Source organism: Azospirillum palustre (assembly GCF_002573965.1).
GTDB classification, from domain to species: Bacteria; Pseudomonadota; Alphaproteobacteria; order Azospirillales; family Azospirillaceae; genus Azospirillum; species Azospirillum palustre.
In genome coordinates this window covers 2,520,613-2,534,595 of sequence record NZ_PDKW01000043.1, presented here as the reverse complement: position 1 = coordinate 2,534,595, position 13,983 = coordinate 2,520,613, and the positions used below count along the sequence as shown (strand labels likewise).

Here is a 13,983-nt window from a genome sequence, read left to right as displayed (position 1 = left end):
GATGACCGACACCCTCGACACGGCAGCCGGTGACGGCGGTATGGGCGGGGGTGTGCATCCCCGCTTCGACGGCACCTCGTCGCGCCGGCTGCTTGCCCGGCTGCGCGACATCATGGCCGGGTCGGGATCGGGGCAGGATCGGCTGGACAAGATCGTCACGCTGATCGCCGCCGAGATGAAGGCCGACGTCTGCTCCTGCTACGTCATGCGCGCCGGCGAGGTGCTGGAGCTGTTCTCCACCGAAGGCCTGAACAAGACCGCCGTCCACAACACCCGCCTGCGCGTCGGCGAGGGCATCGTCGGCTACATCGCCGGCCACGCCCGCCCGGTGGCGATGGACAACGCGCCCTCCCACCCCAGCTTCGCCTACCGTCCGGAAACCGGCGAGGACCCGTTCCAGTCGCTGGCCGGCGTGCCGATCCTGCGCGGCAGCAAGGTGCGCGGCGTGCTGGTGATCCAGCACAAGGACCGCCGCCGCTATGTCGAGGAGGAGGTCGAGACCCTCCAGACCATCGCCATGGTCGTCGCCGAGCTGGTGGCGCAGAGCGAGCTGGTCAACCCGGTGGAGGTCACCACCACCGGCGATCCCGTGCTGGCGCCGGCCCGCCTGTCGGGAACGGCGATGAGCGCCGGGCTGGCCATGGGCCTCGCCGTCATCCACCGGCCGCAGCTGACCGTCCGCCAGATGGTGGCGGAGGATGCCGATGCCGAGCTGGAGCGCTTCAACACAGCGCTCCAGACCATGCACAGCGCCATCGACGACCTGCTGGAGGCGGCGTCGCTGGCGGGGCTCAGCGAGCCGCGCGACATCCTGGAGACCTACCGGATGTTCGCCGAGGACCGCGGCTGGCTGTCGCGCATCCGCGAGGCGATCCGCGTCGGCCTGACGGCGGAAGCGGCGGTGCAGCAGGTCCAGAACGACACCCGCGCCCGCATGAGCCACCTGACCGATCCCTACATCCGGGAACGGTTGATGGATTTCGAGGATCTGACCAACAGGTTGCTGCAACATCTGGCCGGCAAGACCGGGACCACCGACGGCGCCACCCTGCCGGACGACATGATCCTGGTCGCCCGCTCGATGGGGCCGGCGGAGCTGCTGGATTACGACCGCACCCGCCTGCGCGGCCTGCTGCTGGAGGAAGGGTCGCCGGCCAGCCATGTCTGCATCGTCGCCCGCGCGCTCAACATTCCGGTGGTGCAGGCGGCCGACGCGCTGAACCGGATCGAGCCGCTGGACCAGCTGATCGTCGACGGCGACCATGGCTCGGTCTTCATCCGCCCGGCCGAAGACATCCAGATGGCCTTCGGCGAGGCGGTGGCATTGCAGCACCGCAAGGAGCAGATGTATGCGGAGATCCGCAACCTGCCCTCGGTGACGCGCGACGGCGTGCCGATCTCCATCCAGCTGAACTGCGGCCTGCTGATCGACCTGCCGCACCTGACCGCCAGCGGGGCGGAGGGGGTCGGGCTCTACCGCACCGAAATCCCCTTCATGGTCCGGGCGTCATATCCCGACGTGACGGCGCAGACGACCCTCTATTCCCGCATCATGGACGAGGTCGGCCACAAGCCGATCGTCTTCCGCACGCTGGATGTCGGCGGCGACAAGATGCTGCCCTACATGACCGGCAGCGAGGAGGAGAACCCGGCGCTGGGCTGGCGTGCCGTGCGCATCGGGCTGGACCACCCGTCGCTGCTGCGCCAGCAGCTGCGGGCCCTGCTGCTGGCCGCCGCCGGCCGGCCTTTGTCGGTGATGTTCCCGATGATCGCCGAGGTCGCCGAGTTCGACGGCGCCCGCCGCCTGCTGGAGCTGGAGCTGAAGCGCCTTGCCGCCCAGGGGATCGAGGCGCCCAGCAGCCTGCGCGTCGGCACGATGCTGGAGGTGCCGTCGCTGTTGTGGCAACTCCCGGCCTTGCTGCCCAAGCTGGACTTCCTGTCGGTCGGCTCCAACGACCTGACCCAGTATCTGTTCGCCGCCGACCGCGGCAACCCGCGCACCTCGACCCGCTACGACCCGCTGTCGCCGTCGATGCTGTGCGTGCTGCGCCGTCTGGTCGACGAATGCAGCCGGCACAAGGTGTCGCTCAGCATCTGCGGCGAGATGGCGGGGCGGCCGCTGGACGCCATGGCGCTGATCGGCGTCGGCTTCCGCACCCTGTCGATGTCGCCGCCGTCGGTCGGCCCGGTGAAGACCATGCTGCGCTCGCTCGACGTCGCCGCACTGCGGCAGTACATGAGCGGGCTCTACACCGGTGCCGACCACAGCCTGCGCGACAAGCTGAAGACCTTCGGCAAGGATCACGGCGTGATCTTCTGATAACGGCCGGCGGTGCGCAGGGCCGCCGGTGCGGGTAGTTTGCTCTTTTTTCAGGCAGATCGCGAAAAGAACGGGCGGAGCCGGTGTGGCTCCGCCCTTTTTTATTTGCCATTCCTGGCTAGCTGGCCGGCGGATACCATAAAATATGTATCCTTTTCCCTCGATCTTCTTCAGCCTCGGGGGCGACACCTGTAACCGCCAGCGCCAGCACGCTTTTTCATCGGAGGGCATTCATGCGCATACGCCTGGGCTACCAGCTGAATTTCAGCTTTCCCGCCCCCACCCCCATGATCGTGATGCTGAACGTGCATTACTCCCGCGTCGGCGACCTGGAGCGGCCAGACCATATCGTGACCAGCGTTCCGGCACCGATCCAGGGCTATCGCGACAGCTTCGGCAACTGGTGCAGCCGGCTGGTGGCACCCGCCGGTGCCGTGACCATCAGCGCCGACAGCGTCATCCGCGACAGCGGGGCGCAGGACCCGGTCGATTACGGCGCCGTCCAGCACCGCGTCGACGAATTGCCGGCCGACACCCTGCTGTTCCTGCTGGGAAGCCGCTATTGCGAGACCGACGTCCTCTCCGACGAGGCGTGGCGGCTGTTCTCCGGCACCGCGCCGGGCTGGGCGCGGGTTCAGGCGATCTGCGACTTCGTCCACAACCACGTGACATTCGGCTACGAGCATTCGCGCCCGACGCGGACCGCCGCCCAGACCTATGCCGAAAAGCGCGGGGTCTGCCGCGATTTCGCCCACCTTGCCGTCGCTTTCTGCCGGGCGATGAACATTCCCGCGCGCTACTGCACCGGCTACATCAGCGACATCGGCCAGCCGCCGCCCTATGGGCCGATGGATTTTGCGGCCTGGATGGAGGTCTATCTGGGCGGCCGCTGGCATGTCTTCGATCCGCGCAACAACGTCCCCCGGATCGGACGCATCCTGATCGCGCAGGGGCGCGATGCGGCCGATGTGCCGCTCACCCACACCTTCGGCCCCAACACGCTGACGGAGTTCCGGGTCTGGACGGACGAGGTCGGCGCGTAATCGACGCCTGTCCCTTCGGTCGAGCCGGGCCGGGGTGGGGACCCCGCCCGGTGTCCGGCGCCGGGGTGTTCACAGTGCCAGGGAAGGCTGCGGGACGGGGGCGGCGGCAAGGTCGGGAACGGCGGAAGCGCGGGCGCGTTGGCGGCGGGGTTGCTGCGCGATCCGGTGCAAATCCTCCACCCAGGGCGACGGATAGCTGTCGGTGCCGAAGACCCAGACGGTGCTGACGCCGCCGTCCGGCGCGCGGAGCAGCACGCGGGCGTCATGACCGTCCTTTCCGGCATGGTTGGCGTGCTGTACCGCAGCGATCAGCGCCCCGGTCTTCCCGTTGGGGAAGGGGCCGTAGCGCTCTCCCTCCAGTCCGACGAACCAACCGTCCTTTCGGCACGACACGATGTAATGGGCTGCGAGGCTCATGAGTCACTGCTCCTTGACGTCTATCGGCTGCTTGTCGGGCATCGGATGGAGGTCGGTTTGTGGATTTCTCGCGCGAGAGTCATGCCTCGGGCCAGTCGGCCCGAGCCGATCACGCTCTGACAGCGGCGGTGCCGGCCATGGTGAGACGGGTCAGCATGGCGCCCCGCAACAGGCTGGCATTGCCGGGGGGCGGAAAGTCGTGGGGAAGCCGATTTGCCGGCGCGCCGTGCGGCGCGGGATGCCAGCGGCGCTCGGCGTCCGTCCAGCGCAGCTGTTCACGCAGCACGTCGGCGCCAAGGGGCGATTGCCCGGCGATGGAGTGCAACAGGGATGTCATGGCGGTCCTCCGATCAGGATGTCGAGGACGGAGAGACGAACCCGTTCGTCCGGGTTATCCAGCCGGCGTGGCGGTTCGGAACGAAGATGGCAAGGCTTGTCCTGGCATCCATGGCTGTTCTCCGTGGGTGTTCTCCGGCGATGGTCGGTATCGCCAGAGGCGATGGCCATGCCATCCGGATCGAGTCACGCCAGGAAGAGCCTCGGACGAGAGATCCTGGGCGGAAAACAAGCAAGCCTGGGGTGGCCTTCGGTATATTCCAAATGGTAATCCGGTCGAAGATTTACAATGCGTATTGTAAAGAGTTTGTTTTCCGAAGATTTGCCCAATCGACGGCACCGGGATTTCCATCTGGATTATTTCATGAATCCAGCATCTTCCCGTCCTATTGCCTATGCTGGGGCGCAGACGGATATCGAAAAATCAGGTGCTCTCCGAAAGCTGAGGGACCGCCTCGCGCCCGGCGAAGGAGGCCCGCGCCCGCTCGATCTCGGCATGGTGCGTCTCCGCCCAGATCCACACGCCGCAGAACGCCGCTCCCAAACTCTCGCCGAGCGGCGTCAGCGTGTAATCCACATGCGGCGGGATGACCGGGTGCACCGTCCGCCGCACGAGGCCATCCCTCTCCATCTGGCGCACGGTCTGGGTCAGCATCTTCTGGCTGATCCGGCCCACCGCCTTGCCGAGCTGGGTGAAGCGCAAGGTGCCATGCTCATGCAGCGCTTCGAGGATCAGCATGGTCCATTTGTCGGCCACCTTGCCGATGATGTCGTGAACCAGCGCCTCGATGGCCGGATCGACCGTCTCAGGGGGCGGCTGCCGGCGCCGCGCCTCGATCTGCGGGTCGGGCAAAGCCTTGCGCATCCTACGCTCTCCTTTCGGTGCGTATAAATCTTTCCGGTGCCTACTTTTGTCTGGAGAGTGTGGGCGATAGCTTTCGGGCGGACAACAGCGAAAGTCACGCTCATGAAGACCGAAGGAAACACCATCCTGATCACGGGCGGCGGCTCGGGGATCGGCAAGGCTCTGGCCCACCGTTTTCATGATCTCGGCAACAGAGTGATCGTCGCCGGCCGCCGGGACGATGTGCTGCAACAGGCGATCTCCGGCCGTCCGAACATGCACGCCATGACCTTCGATGCCGACAGCGCCGCGGGCATCGCCGATTTCGCCCGGCGGCTGACGGCCGAGCATCCCGCTCTCAACGTGCTGATCAACAATGCCGGGATCATGCGTTTCGAGGCGCTGGACCGGCAGCGCGACCTTGCCGATGCGGAGGCGACCGTCGCCACCAACCTGCTCGGCCCCATCCGGCTGACCGACGCCCTGGTCGAGCATCTGGGCCGCCAGCCCGATGCCGCCCTGGTCAACGTCACCTCCGGCCTGGCCTTCGTGCCGCTGGTTGCCGCCCCGACCTACTCGGCGACCAAGGCGGCCATGCACCTCTACACGGTCGCCCTGCGCGAGGCGCTGAAGGGCAGGATCGAGGTCATCGAGCTGGTGCCGCCGGCGGTCCAGACCGACCTCACCCCCGGGCAGGCCACCCGCCCGGGCTATCTGCCGCTGGCCGACTTCATCGACGAGGTGATGGCGCTGTTCCAGCAGCAGCCGACCCCGCGCGAGATCCTGGTGCAGCGCGTCGCCTTCCAGCGCCAGGCCGAGGCGGAGCACCGGTTCGACGAGGCGGTGACGACGCTCAACGAGATGGCCCGCAAGGCGCGCGAAGCGCAGCAGTAAGGACGCGGGGGAGAGCGACGGTATGCTGTCCGTCCGGACGTAAAAAAAGCGGAGCCGCACAGGCTCCGCTTTTTCACTGTCTGCTTAACCGACCACAGCCACCCCGATCACACGTCCAGGTTCGACACCTTCAGGGCGTTGTCCTGGATGAACTCGCGGCGCGGCTCGACGACGTCGCCCATCAGGGTGGAGAAGACCTCCTCCGCCTGATCGACGTGGCTGACGCGGACCTGAAGCAGCGAGCGCTTGGTCGGGTCCAGCGTGGTTTCCCACAGCTGGTCCGGGTTCATCTCGCCCAGGCCCTTGTAGCGCTGGATGGTGACGCCGCGGCGGCCCAGCTCCATCACCGTGTCGAACAGGGCGACCGGGCCGGTCAGGGCACGGCTTTCCTTCTGCTTCTCGAAGGCCTTGCCGGCGGTGCCGAACACCCGCTTCAGGTCGGCGGCCAGCGCGTCCAGGCGACGGGCCTCGCCGCTCTTCAGCAGGTCGGTGTCGAACAGGTGGCGGTGGGTGACGCCGCGCCGGGCGCGGATCACCGCATAGCCGCCGTGGGGCAACGCCTCGCCGCGCCAGCCGCCGTCGGCGTCCAGCCCGTTCATCCGCTCCGCCACCGCCTTGGCCGCGGCCTCGGCCGCCGCCTTGTCGTCGGCCAGGGCGGCGGACAGGGTGCCGGCGACCGACGCCTGCTCCACCACCATGGCGTTGCCGACCTTGCGCGACAGCGTGTCGATCGCCGGCCGCGCGGTGCGGGCCTGCTCGACCAGAGCGGCCAGCTGCTCGCCGATCAGCAGGGAGCCGTCCGACAGCCGGACCGACAGGTCGCCCAGCGCCGCCTCGACCAGATACTCTTCGAGCGCCCGGTCGTCCTTCAGGTAGCGTTCCTTGGCGTTGCCGCGCTTGATGCGGTAGAGCGGCGGCTGGGCGATGTAGAGATAGCCGCGCTCGATCAGGTCGGGCATCTGCCGGAAGAAGAAAGTCAGCAGCAGGGTGCGGATGTGGCTGCCGTCCACGTCCGCGTCGGTCATGATGATGATCTTGTGGTAGCGCGCCTTGTCGGCGTTGAACTCGTCGCTGATGCCGGTGCCCAGCGCCGCGATCAGCGTGCCGATCTCCGCCGAACCCAGCATCTTGTCCAGCCGCGCCCGCTCCACGTTCAGGATCTTGCCGCGCAAGGGCAGGATGGCCTGGGACTGGCGCGAGCGGCCCTGCTTGGCGGAACCGCCGGCCGAATCGCCCTCGACGATGAAGAGTTCCGACAGTGCCGGGTCGCGCTCCTGGCAGTCGGCCAGCTTGCCCGGCAGCGACGACATGCTGAGCGAACTCTTGCGCGTGATGTCGCGCGCCTTGCGGGCGGCCTCGCGGGCGGCGGCGGCTTCCACCACCTTCTGGATGACGCGGCGGGCGTCGGCCGGATGCTCCTCGAAATACTGGGCCAGCGCCTCGCCCACCACCGCCTCGACGACGGGGCGGACTTCCGACGAGACCAGCTTGTCCTTGGTCTGGCTGGAGAATTTCGGGTCCGGCACCTTCACCGACAGGACGCAGGTCAGCCCCTCACGGGCGTCGTCGCCCGACAGGCTGACCTTCTCCTTCTTGGCGATGCCGGATTCGGTCGCGTAGTTGTTGATCGCGCGGGTCAGCGCGGCGCGGAAGCCGGCGAGGTGGGTGCCGCCGTCCTTCTGCGGGATGTTGTTGGTGAAGCAGAGCGTCGTCTCGTGGTAGCTGTCGTTCCACTGGAGCGCGCATTCAACCGTCACCACGCCGCCATGCTCGGTCGGCCGCTCGCTCTTCAGCGTGATCGCCGGCTTGTGCAGCGCCGTCTTGGAGCGGTCGAGCCAGCTGACGAAGGCTTCCAGGCCGCCTTCGTAATGCAGGTCCTGCACCTTCGGCTCCACGCCCCGCGCGTCGGTCAGCAGCAGGCGGACGCCGGAGTTGAGGAAGGCCAGCTCGCGCAGCCGGTGTTCCAGCGTGGCGAAATCGAACTCGATGTTGGTGAAGGTCTCGGTCGAGGGCATGAAGGTGACTTCGGTGCCCGACAGCGGCTTGCCCTTCTCCGGCACCATCGGCGCCTCGCCGACGTCGGCCAGCGGCGCCTCGGCGTTGCCGTGGCGGAAGCGCATGGTCCAGGTCCGGCCGCCGCGCCAGATGCGCAGATCCAGCGTTTCCGACAGCGCGTTCACCACCGAGACGCCGACGCCGTGCAGGCCGCCGGAGACCTTGTAGCTGTTCTGGTTGAACTTGCCGCCGGCATGGAGCTGGGTCATCACGACCTCGGCCGCCGAGACGCCTTCCTCCGAATGGATGTCGGTCGGGATGCCGCGGCCGTTGTCGCGCACCGTGACCGATCCGTCGGCGTTCAGCACGACCTCGACCTTGTCGCAATAGCCGGCCAGCGCCTCGTCGATGGCGTTGTCGACCACCTCGTACACCATGTGGTGCAGGCCGGAGCCGTCATCGGTGTCGCCGATGTACATGCCGGGGCGTTTGCGCACGGCATCGAGCCCGCGCAGAACGGTGATCGACTCCGCCCCGTAGTCCGCCTGCTGGGGCTCCGACTGCGGGAGGTCGTTCTTCAGTGCTTCCTGTGCCATGCGTCGACTATAACAGATTCGGTTGCGGGTACGGCGGTTTAGCGTGCGTCGGCATGCTTTTTTTCCGGGATTTTTCCCGGATTTCCACCCCTATCCGGGGCGGATGTGCGCGTCTTCGATGTGGAAGCGGCGGGCGTCGTCCCCAAGCGGGTCGAAAACCCCCTCGTCGGTGCCCGTCATCCAGGCCTGGGCGCCCAATGCCAGGATTTCGCCGAACAGCGCGGCGCGCCGCTCGGGGTCGAGATGGGCGGCGACCTCGTCCAGCAGAAGGATCGGCGCCGCGCCGCGTTCGGCCGCCAGCAGCCGGGCGTTGGCCAGCACGATGGCGATCAGCAGCGCCTTCTGCTCGCCGGTGGAGCACAGCGCCGCCGGCATGTCCTTGGGCGCATGGCGGACGGCGAGGTCGCTCTTGTGCGGTCCCACCAACGCGCCGCCGCCGTCGGCATCGGCGCGGCGTCCGGCGCGCAAAGACTCGCGCAGCGCATCCTCCGCCGCCAGTGCCGGACCGTCGTCCAGCCAGCGCTCCACCGTGCCGGCGACGGCGAGGTCGGCGCCGGGGAAGGGACCGACCGAGCGGGCGCAGGCGGCGCGCAGCCGCTGCACCACCTCGCGCCGTGCCGCGGCGACGGCGATGCCGGTGGTCGCCATCTGGTCTTCCAGCGCGCCGAGCCAGCCCTCGTCGAAGCGGCCGTCGCGCAGCAGCCGGGCGCGTTCGCGCAAGGCATGCTCGTAGCGCGACAGCCGGCCGGCATGGGCAGGGTCGAAGCCGAAGACCAGCCGGTCGAGGAAACGACGCCGTCCGCTCGACCCTTCGAGGAACAGGCGGTCCATCTGCGGGGTCAGCCAGACCATGGCGACATGGTCGGCGAGTGCGGTCTGGCCCTTGGCCGGGTGGCCGTCGATGCGGACCAGCCGGCGGTCGCGCTCCGAACTGCGCGCCCCGCCTTGCCGGCTTCCGTCATGGGGCTCGCGGCCGGTGCCGATCTCCACCGGACCCAGCGGGGTGTCGAGCGTCGCCGCCACCGCCCAGCCGGCACCGGGGGGCGAGCCCAGCCGCTCCACCTCGGCCAGCCGGGCGCCGCGGATGCCGCGGCCGGGGGCGAGGAAGCTGACGGCCTCCAGCAGGTTGGTCTTGCCGGCGCCGTTCGGGCCGATCAGGGCGACGGGCCGGCGGTCGGGCTCCAGCCGCGCGGAGTCGTAGCCGCGGAAGCGCGTCAGCGTCATCCGCCTGACCGCAAGGGCCGGAGCGAAAGCTGGGGGTGCGGCGGACACCGGGGTGCCGCCGCTCATCGAAACTGCCGTGTGCTGCAACTGGTCCGTTCCGCCTGGGGCGGGGAGGATCCCCGCAGCCCCATCACACGCGCATCGGCATCAGGACGTAGAGCGCGGTCGAGTCGGCGACGTCGCGGATGATAGTCGGCGACGCGGCGTCGGCCAGCGTGAACTGGGCGCCCTCGCCCTCGATCTGCTGCGTGATGTCCAGCAGATAGCGAGAGTTGAAGCCGATTTCCAGGGGGGACTCGGCGTAGCTGACCTCCAGCTCCTCGGTGGCACTGCCCGATTCCGGGCTGGTGGCGGAGAGGGTGAGCGCGCCGCGGACCAGCGACAGCTTCACCGCCCGGCTCTTCTCGGTGGAGATGGTGGCGACGCGGTCGACGGCGGCGGCGAACAGCTTGGCGTCCACCTCCATCACCTTGTCGTTGCCGACCGGGATCACCCGCTCATAGTCGGGGAAGGTGCCGTCGATCAGCTTGGAGGTGACGACGACGCTGTCGAAGCCGAAGCGGATCTTGTTGTCGGACATCGACAGCTCGATGCGGTCGGCGGCCTCGTCGACCAGCTTGCGGATCTCGGTGACGGTCTTGCGCGGGATGATGACGCCGGGGATGCCCTCGGCCCCGTCCGGCAGCGGCATCTCGACCCGCGCCAGCCGGTGGCCGTCGGTGGCGACGGCGCGCAGCACCGGCGTCTCCAGGCTGCCCATCTTGCTCTTGGCGGCGTGCAGGTAGATGCCGTTCAGGTAATAGCGCGTCTCCTCGGTGGAGATGGCGAAGCGGGTGCGGTCGATCAGCCCGCGCAGGTCGGCGGCGGCGACCGAGAAATTATGCTTCAGCTCGCCGCTCGACAGCTGCGGGAAATCCTCCACCGGCAGGCAGGACAGCTTGAACTGCGACCGGCCGGCGCGCAGCGTCAGGATGGTGCCGTCGCTGCCGATGTCCAGCTCGACCTGGCTGCCGTCGGGCAGCTTGCGGACGATGTCGAACAGGGTGTGGGCGGGGGCGGTGGTGCCGCCGGGGCGCCCGACCGTCGCCGGGACCGTCTCGACGATCTCCAGATCCATGTCGGTGGCGGCCAGCGACAGTTCGCCGTCGCCCGCGCGCAGCAGGACGTTGGACAGGATCGGAATGGTGTTCCGCCGCTCGACCACACTCTGCACGTGACCCAGGGAACGGAGAAGGGCGGCGCGTTCGATGGTGATGTTCATGCTGGCGTCGTCTCGGCCGGAGGGGAACTGTTCTTGCGGACCCACCGGGGTTGCGGGCCGTTGTCCGGCCGTCCCGCCCCGAGCGGGCGCGCATCATACCACATCGACGGGTGGGTCGAACCAATTTGTTGCGGCTAAGGCCTTTGGCCGAAGGGGATTCACGCCTCCCCCCGCCGTCTTGCCTCGTGCAGGCGCAGGATGTCGACGAAATCGGCGCTCTGCCAGTTGCGGGACCGGCTCAGCTCGCTGCGCACGCTGGCGATGAAGGCGTCGATCACCGCCCATTCGTCCCCGGCGATCTCGCCGTCCGCCTCCAGATAACTGTGGACGACCCGGTGCAGGCCCTGGCTGACCGGGCTGATCCAGCCATCCACCGTCTCGCCCATCGCCGCCATCAGCCGGCGGATGCGCAGCATGTGGGCCATGCGGTGGGCCGGCCTCTCCTGCGGTTCGGCCTTCATCGCCTGGAGGAAGGCGAGGCGGCCGGTCTCCACCGCATAGAGGCGCAGCGACTTCAGTTCCGGGTTGGCATAGCCGGCGGCGCCGAGATAGCGGCCCCAGCGCCACACCAGCTCCAGCAGCCAGACGATGTCCTCATGGTCGGGCACCGGGGCGTGGCGGGCGTTCATCGCCGCCTGCATCCGGGCGGCCAGCGCCGGCATCACCGTGCCGGTCAGCTCGCGGCTGACCGCCGCCAGCTCCGCCCGCAGGGCCGGGCCGGCCGAGCGGCTGGCGAGGAAGCCGGTGCCGGACAGCGCGGTCAGCGCCCGGTCGAACCGCTCCACCGCCTCGTGCAGCAGGGCGCGGGTCGGGGCGGGGGCGGACAGCACGCCTCCGTCCTGGATGTCCATGTCGCCGAACATGCCGTCCACCACCTCGCGGATGGTGGTGCAGGCGGCGGTGAAATGGCAGAGCAGGGCGCGCAGCAGCGGGTGGGACTCGCGCACCGCCGGACCGCCCGAGCCGACATGCTCGCGCACATGGCGCAGGAACACGTCGTAGCGCCGCTTGACGTTCAGCCCGTAGAGCGGGGCGAACCAGGCCAGCAGCTGCGACTGGTCGCGGAAGGGCAGGCCGAGATCGCGCACCCGGCGGACGAAGCCGACCATCAGCGCCGACTGGCAGTCCACCTCAGCCGAGGATGGGGTGGCGGACGATGGGGTGGTCGACCGCGGATCGCCGGCGCCCTGCCTGTCCCCCATCCGCATCTCGTCGATGTCGCGGCGCATGCGCTCGGTCAGCGGCACCAGCACGGCGTTGTGCTCCAGCAGTGCACGGACGAAGCCCAGCAGGTCGCTGTCGATCGGCGCCTTGCGGCCGAGATACTGGGTGCGGAGCGCCGCGTCGTGATGCGCCTCGTCATTGGCCAGCGCCAGGAAACGGTCGGTCAGCTTGCGGTCGCCGGCCATGGCATAGAGGAAGTCGAGCGCCTCTTTCCGCATCAGCTCGCGCATCGCCATCGCGTCGGGGCTGGCCAGCACGGCATCCAGCATCGCCTCGCGCGCCATGCCGTCCAGCCGGCTCTGCACCTCCGCCGCCAGCCCCGGAAAGCCATAGCGGGTCAGCGCCGACCAGATGCCGCCCATGTCCACCCGCTGGATCAGCGCCGGCACCGACTCGGCCGAGCGGTAGAGCACGGGGTCGTCGACCAGGAAGGGTTCGAACAGGCTGGTGAACAGGCGGCGCGCCTTCATCGGCCGCAGGCGGTTGAAATGGTCGACCAGCGCATCGCGCAGGTGACGCGCCCGCTCGCCGTTCGGGCTGGGCGTCCCTTCGACCGCGTCCAGCACCGACCGGATGGCGTGCATCGGGATGCGGGCGACGACCTCGTCCATCTGGCGGCGGAAGGCCGCGACATCGGTGCCACCCCCACCCGGCGAAGACGCCGGTGAAGAGGCCGCGGAGGCTATGGAGAGGGTGGCCGTCGGCGTGCTGTTCATGCGCACAACACCTCGCGGGATGGTCGTCGCCTGGGCGCTTATGATCCCGCGAGATTATTAAATATCTTTTGCCAATTCCACGCGTGTCTTCGGAAAAGTCTTATGATTACCGGTATATGCCAGGGAATTGCTTTGTAACCTTAGCTTTACTGTTTGCCCCTCTTCCTGGCTACAATCCAGCCGCCAACTGGGCGTCCAGCCCGGCGCGATAGTCGGGATAGGACAGGGCGACGCCAAGCTGGCGCTTGATGCGGTCGTTCTTCACCCGGCGGCAATCGGCGTAGAAGCTGGCGGCCATCGGCGACATCTCCGCCCGGTCGAACGGCACCAGCGGCGGCGGCTCCACCCCCAGCAGGCGGCAGGCATACTCCACCACCTCGTGCGACGGGCTGGGCAGGTCGTCGGCGACGTTGTAGATGGCGCCCAGCGTTGGCCGCGCCATCGACGCCCGCAGCGTGCCGGCGATGTCGTCGACATGGATGCGGCAGAAGACCTGACCCGGCTTGTCGACCCGCTTGGCGATGCCGTCGCGCACCGAATCGATGGCGCTGCGGCCGGGGCCGTAGATTCCGGCCAGCCGGAACAGATGCATCGGCACGCCATACTGCCGGTAGAGGTTCAGCCAACCGCGCTCCGCCTCCACCCGCCGCTTCTGGCGTTCGCCGGTCGGCTTCAGCCAGGACGCCTCGCTGACCCACTCGCCGCCGGTGTCGCCATAGACGCCGGTGGTGGACAAATAGCCGGCCCAGTCCAGCGTGCGCAGGTCGGCCAGATCGCGGGCATGCTGGCCGAGCACCGGGTCGCCCTTGCCGTCCGGCGGGATGCTGACCAGCAGATGGGTGGTGCCGGCCAGCGCCGCCTGCGCATCGGCCAGCGGCCGGCCGCGCTCGAACAGGAAGGCCTCGATGCCCTGGGCCTCCAGCTCCGCCTTCTTCTCCTCGCTGCGGCAGGTGGCGGCGATGCGCCAGCCCTCGGCGCGCAGCCGGTCGGCGAAGACGCGGGCGCTGTAGCCGAGGCCGAAGACGAACAGGCGGGGATCGGTCATCGCGGGCGGTTCCGGTTGGAGCGGCGGAGGGACGGCGGACTGTGTAGCACCGAACTGTGTAACACCGG

11 protein-coding genes are annotated in these 13,983 nt (G+C 68.6%); 3 read left to right on the top strand and 8 right to left on the bottom strand.

The features are described from left to right. Position 1 precedes the first annotated feature (1 nt). Both ptsP and CRT60_RS34225 read left to right on the top strand, forming a co-directional pair. Positions 2-2,320: a phosphoenolpyruvate--protein phosphotransferase gene (gene ptsP / locus CRT60_RS34230; RefSeq protein WP_425290424.1), complete on the top strand. Its 2,319-nt coding sequence runs from the start codon at positions 2-4 to the stop codon at positions 2,318-2,320. 233 nt (positions 2,321-2,553) lie between these two features. Continuing rightward, complete coding sequence (locus CRT60_RS34225; protein WP_098740794.1) at positions 2,554-3,363, top strand: transglutaminase-like domain-containing protein; 810 nt, start codon at positions 2,554-2,556, stop codon at positions 3,361-3,363. A gap of 69 nt (positions 3,364-3,432) precedes the next feature. Here the strand turns inward: CRT60_RS34225 and CRT60_RS34220 are convergent, their stop codons facing one another. From CRT60_RS34220 to CRT60_RS34210, 3 genes are all read right to left on the bottom strand, one after another. Beyond that, the gene (locus tag CRT60_RS34220) at positions 3,433-3,780 is read right to left on the bottom strand and encodes a hypothetical protein (RefSeq protein WP_098740793.1); all 348 of its coding nucleotides are present in this window, start codon (positions 3,778-3,780) and stop codon (positions 3,433-3,435) included. A 109-nt stretch (positions 3,781-3,889) separates the two neighbouring features. Next, the gene (locus CRT60_RS34215; RefSeq protein ID WP_098740792.1) at positions 3,890-4,117 is read right to left on the bottom strand and encodes a hypothetical protein; all 228 of its coding nucleotides are present in this window, start codon (positions 4,115-4,117) and stop codon (positions 3,890-3,892) included. 423 nt (positions 4,118-4,540) lie between these two features. Next, positions 4,541-4,981: a winged helix-turn-helix transcriptional regulator gene (locus CRT60_RS34210; protein ID WP_098740791.1), complete on the bottom strand. Its 441-nt coding sequence runs from the start codon at positions 4,979-4,981 to the stop codon at positions 4,541-4,543. 102 nt (positions 4,982-5,083) lie between these two features. Here CRT60_RS34210 and CRT60_RS34205 point away from each other — a divergent pair, with 102 nt between their 5' ends. After that, positions 5,084-5,854 (top strand): SDR family oxidoreductase, encoded by a 771-nt coding sequence (locus CRT60_RS34205; RefSeq protein WP_098740790.1) that lies wholly within the window; start codon positions 5,084-5,086, stop codon positions 5,852-5,854. A 107-nt stretch (positions 5,855-5,961) separates the two neighbouring features. Here CRT60_RS34205 and gyrB read toward each other — a convergent pair whose 3' ends face one another. The 5 genes from gyrB to CRT60_RS34180 form a co-directional block, all read right to left on the bottom strand. Beyond that, on the bottom strand, positions 5,962-8,445 hold the full coding sequence (gene gyrB / locus CRT60_RS34200; protein ID WP_098740789.1) for a DNA topoisomerase (ATP-hydrolyzing) subunit B: 2,484 nt from the start codon (positions 8,443-8,445) through the stop codon (positions 5,962-5,964). 90 nt (positions 8,446-8,535) lie between these two features. Further along, a complete protein-coding gene (gene recF, locus CRT60_RS34195; protein WP_098740788.1) occupies positions 8,536-9,735 on the bottom strand; it encodes a DNA replication/repair protein RecF in 1,200 nt (399 codons plus the stop codon). Positions 9,736-9,799: 64 nt separating this feature from the next. Continuing rightward, a complete protein-coding gene (gene dnaN / locus CRT60_RS34190) occupies positions 9,800-10,930 on the bottom strand; it encodes a DNA polymerase III subunit beta (RefSeq protein ID WP_098740787.1) in 1,131 nt (376 codons plus the stop codon). A gap of 158 nt (positions 10,931-11,088) precedes the next feature. After that, complete coding sequence (locus CRT60_RS34185; protein WP_098740786.1) at positions 11,089-12,870, bottom strand: hypothetical protein; 1,782 nt, start codon at positions 12,868-12,870, stop codon at positions 11,089-11,091. Between the two features lie 169 nt (positions 12,871-13,039). Continuing rightward, on the bottom strand, positions 13,040-13,915 hold the full coding sequence (locus tag CRT60_RS34180; RefSeq protein WP_098740785.1) for an SDR family oxidoreductase: 876 nt from the start codon (positions 13,913-13,915) through the stop codon (positions 13,040-13,042). Between the last annotated feature and the right edge of the window lie 68 nt (positions 13,916-13,983).

Bases quoted from the DNA above. Each gene is read 5' to 3' on its own strand.
- CRT60_RS34180 (WP_098740785.1), bottom strand. From the start codon at position 13,915: ATGACCGATCCCCGCCTGTTCGTCTTCGGCCTCGGCTACAGCGCCCGC.
- CRT60_RS34210 (WP_098740791.1), bottom strand. From the start codon at position 4,981: ATGCGCAAGGCTTTGCCCGACCCGCAGATCGAGGCGCGGCGCCGGCAG.
- CRT60_RS34225 (WP_098740794.1), top strand. From the start codon at position 2,554: ATGCGCATACGCCTGGGCTACCAGCTGAATTTCAGCTTTCCCGCCCCC.
- dnaN (WP_098740787.1), bottom strand. From the start codon at position 10,930: ATGAACATCACCATCGAACGCGCCGCCCTTCTCCGTTCCCTGGGTCAC.
- recF (WP_098740788.1), bottom strand. From the start codon at position 9,735: ATGAGCGGCGGCACCCCGGTGTCCGCCGCACCCCCAGCTTTCGCTCCG.
- CRT60_RS34220 (WP_098740793.1), bottom strand. From the start codon at position 3,780: ATGAGCCTCGCAGCCCATTACATCGTGTCGTGCCGAAAGGACGGTTGG.
- CRT60_RS34205 (WP_098740790.1), top strand. From the start codon at position 5,084: ATGAAGACCGAAGGAAACACCATCCTGATCACGGGCGGCGGCTCGGGG.
- gyrB (WP_098740789.1), bottom strand. From the start codon at position 8,445: ATGGCACAGGAAGCACTGAAGAACGACCTCCCGCAGTCGGAGCCCCAG.
- CRT60_RS34185 (WP_098740786.1), bottom strand. From the start codon at position 12,870: ATGAACAGCACGCCGACGGCCACCCTCTCCATAGCCTCCGCGGCCTCT.
- CRT60_RS34215 (WP_098740792.1), bottom strand. From the start codon at position 4,117: ATGACATCCCTGTTGCACTCCATCGCCGGGCAATCGCCCCTTGGCGCC.
- ptsP (WP_425290424.1), top strand. From the start codon at position 2: ATGACCGACACCCTCGACACGGCAGCCGGTGACGGCGGTATGGGCGGG.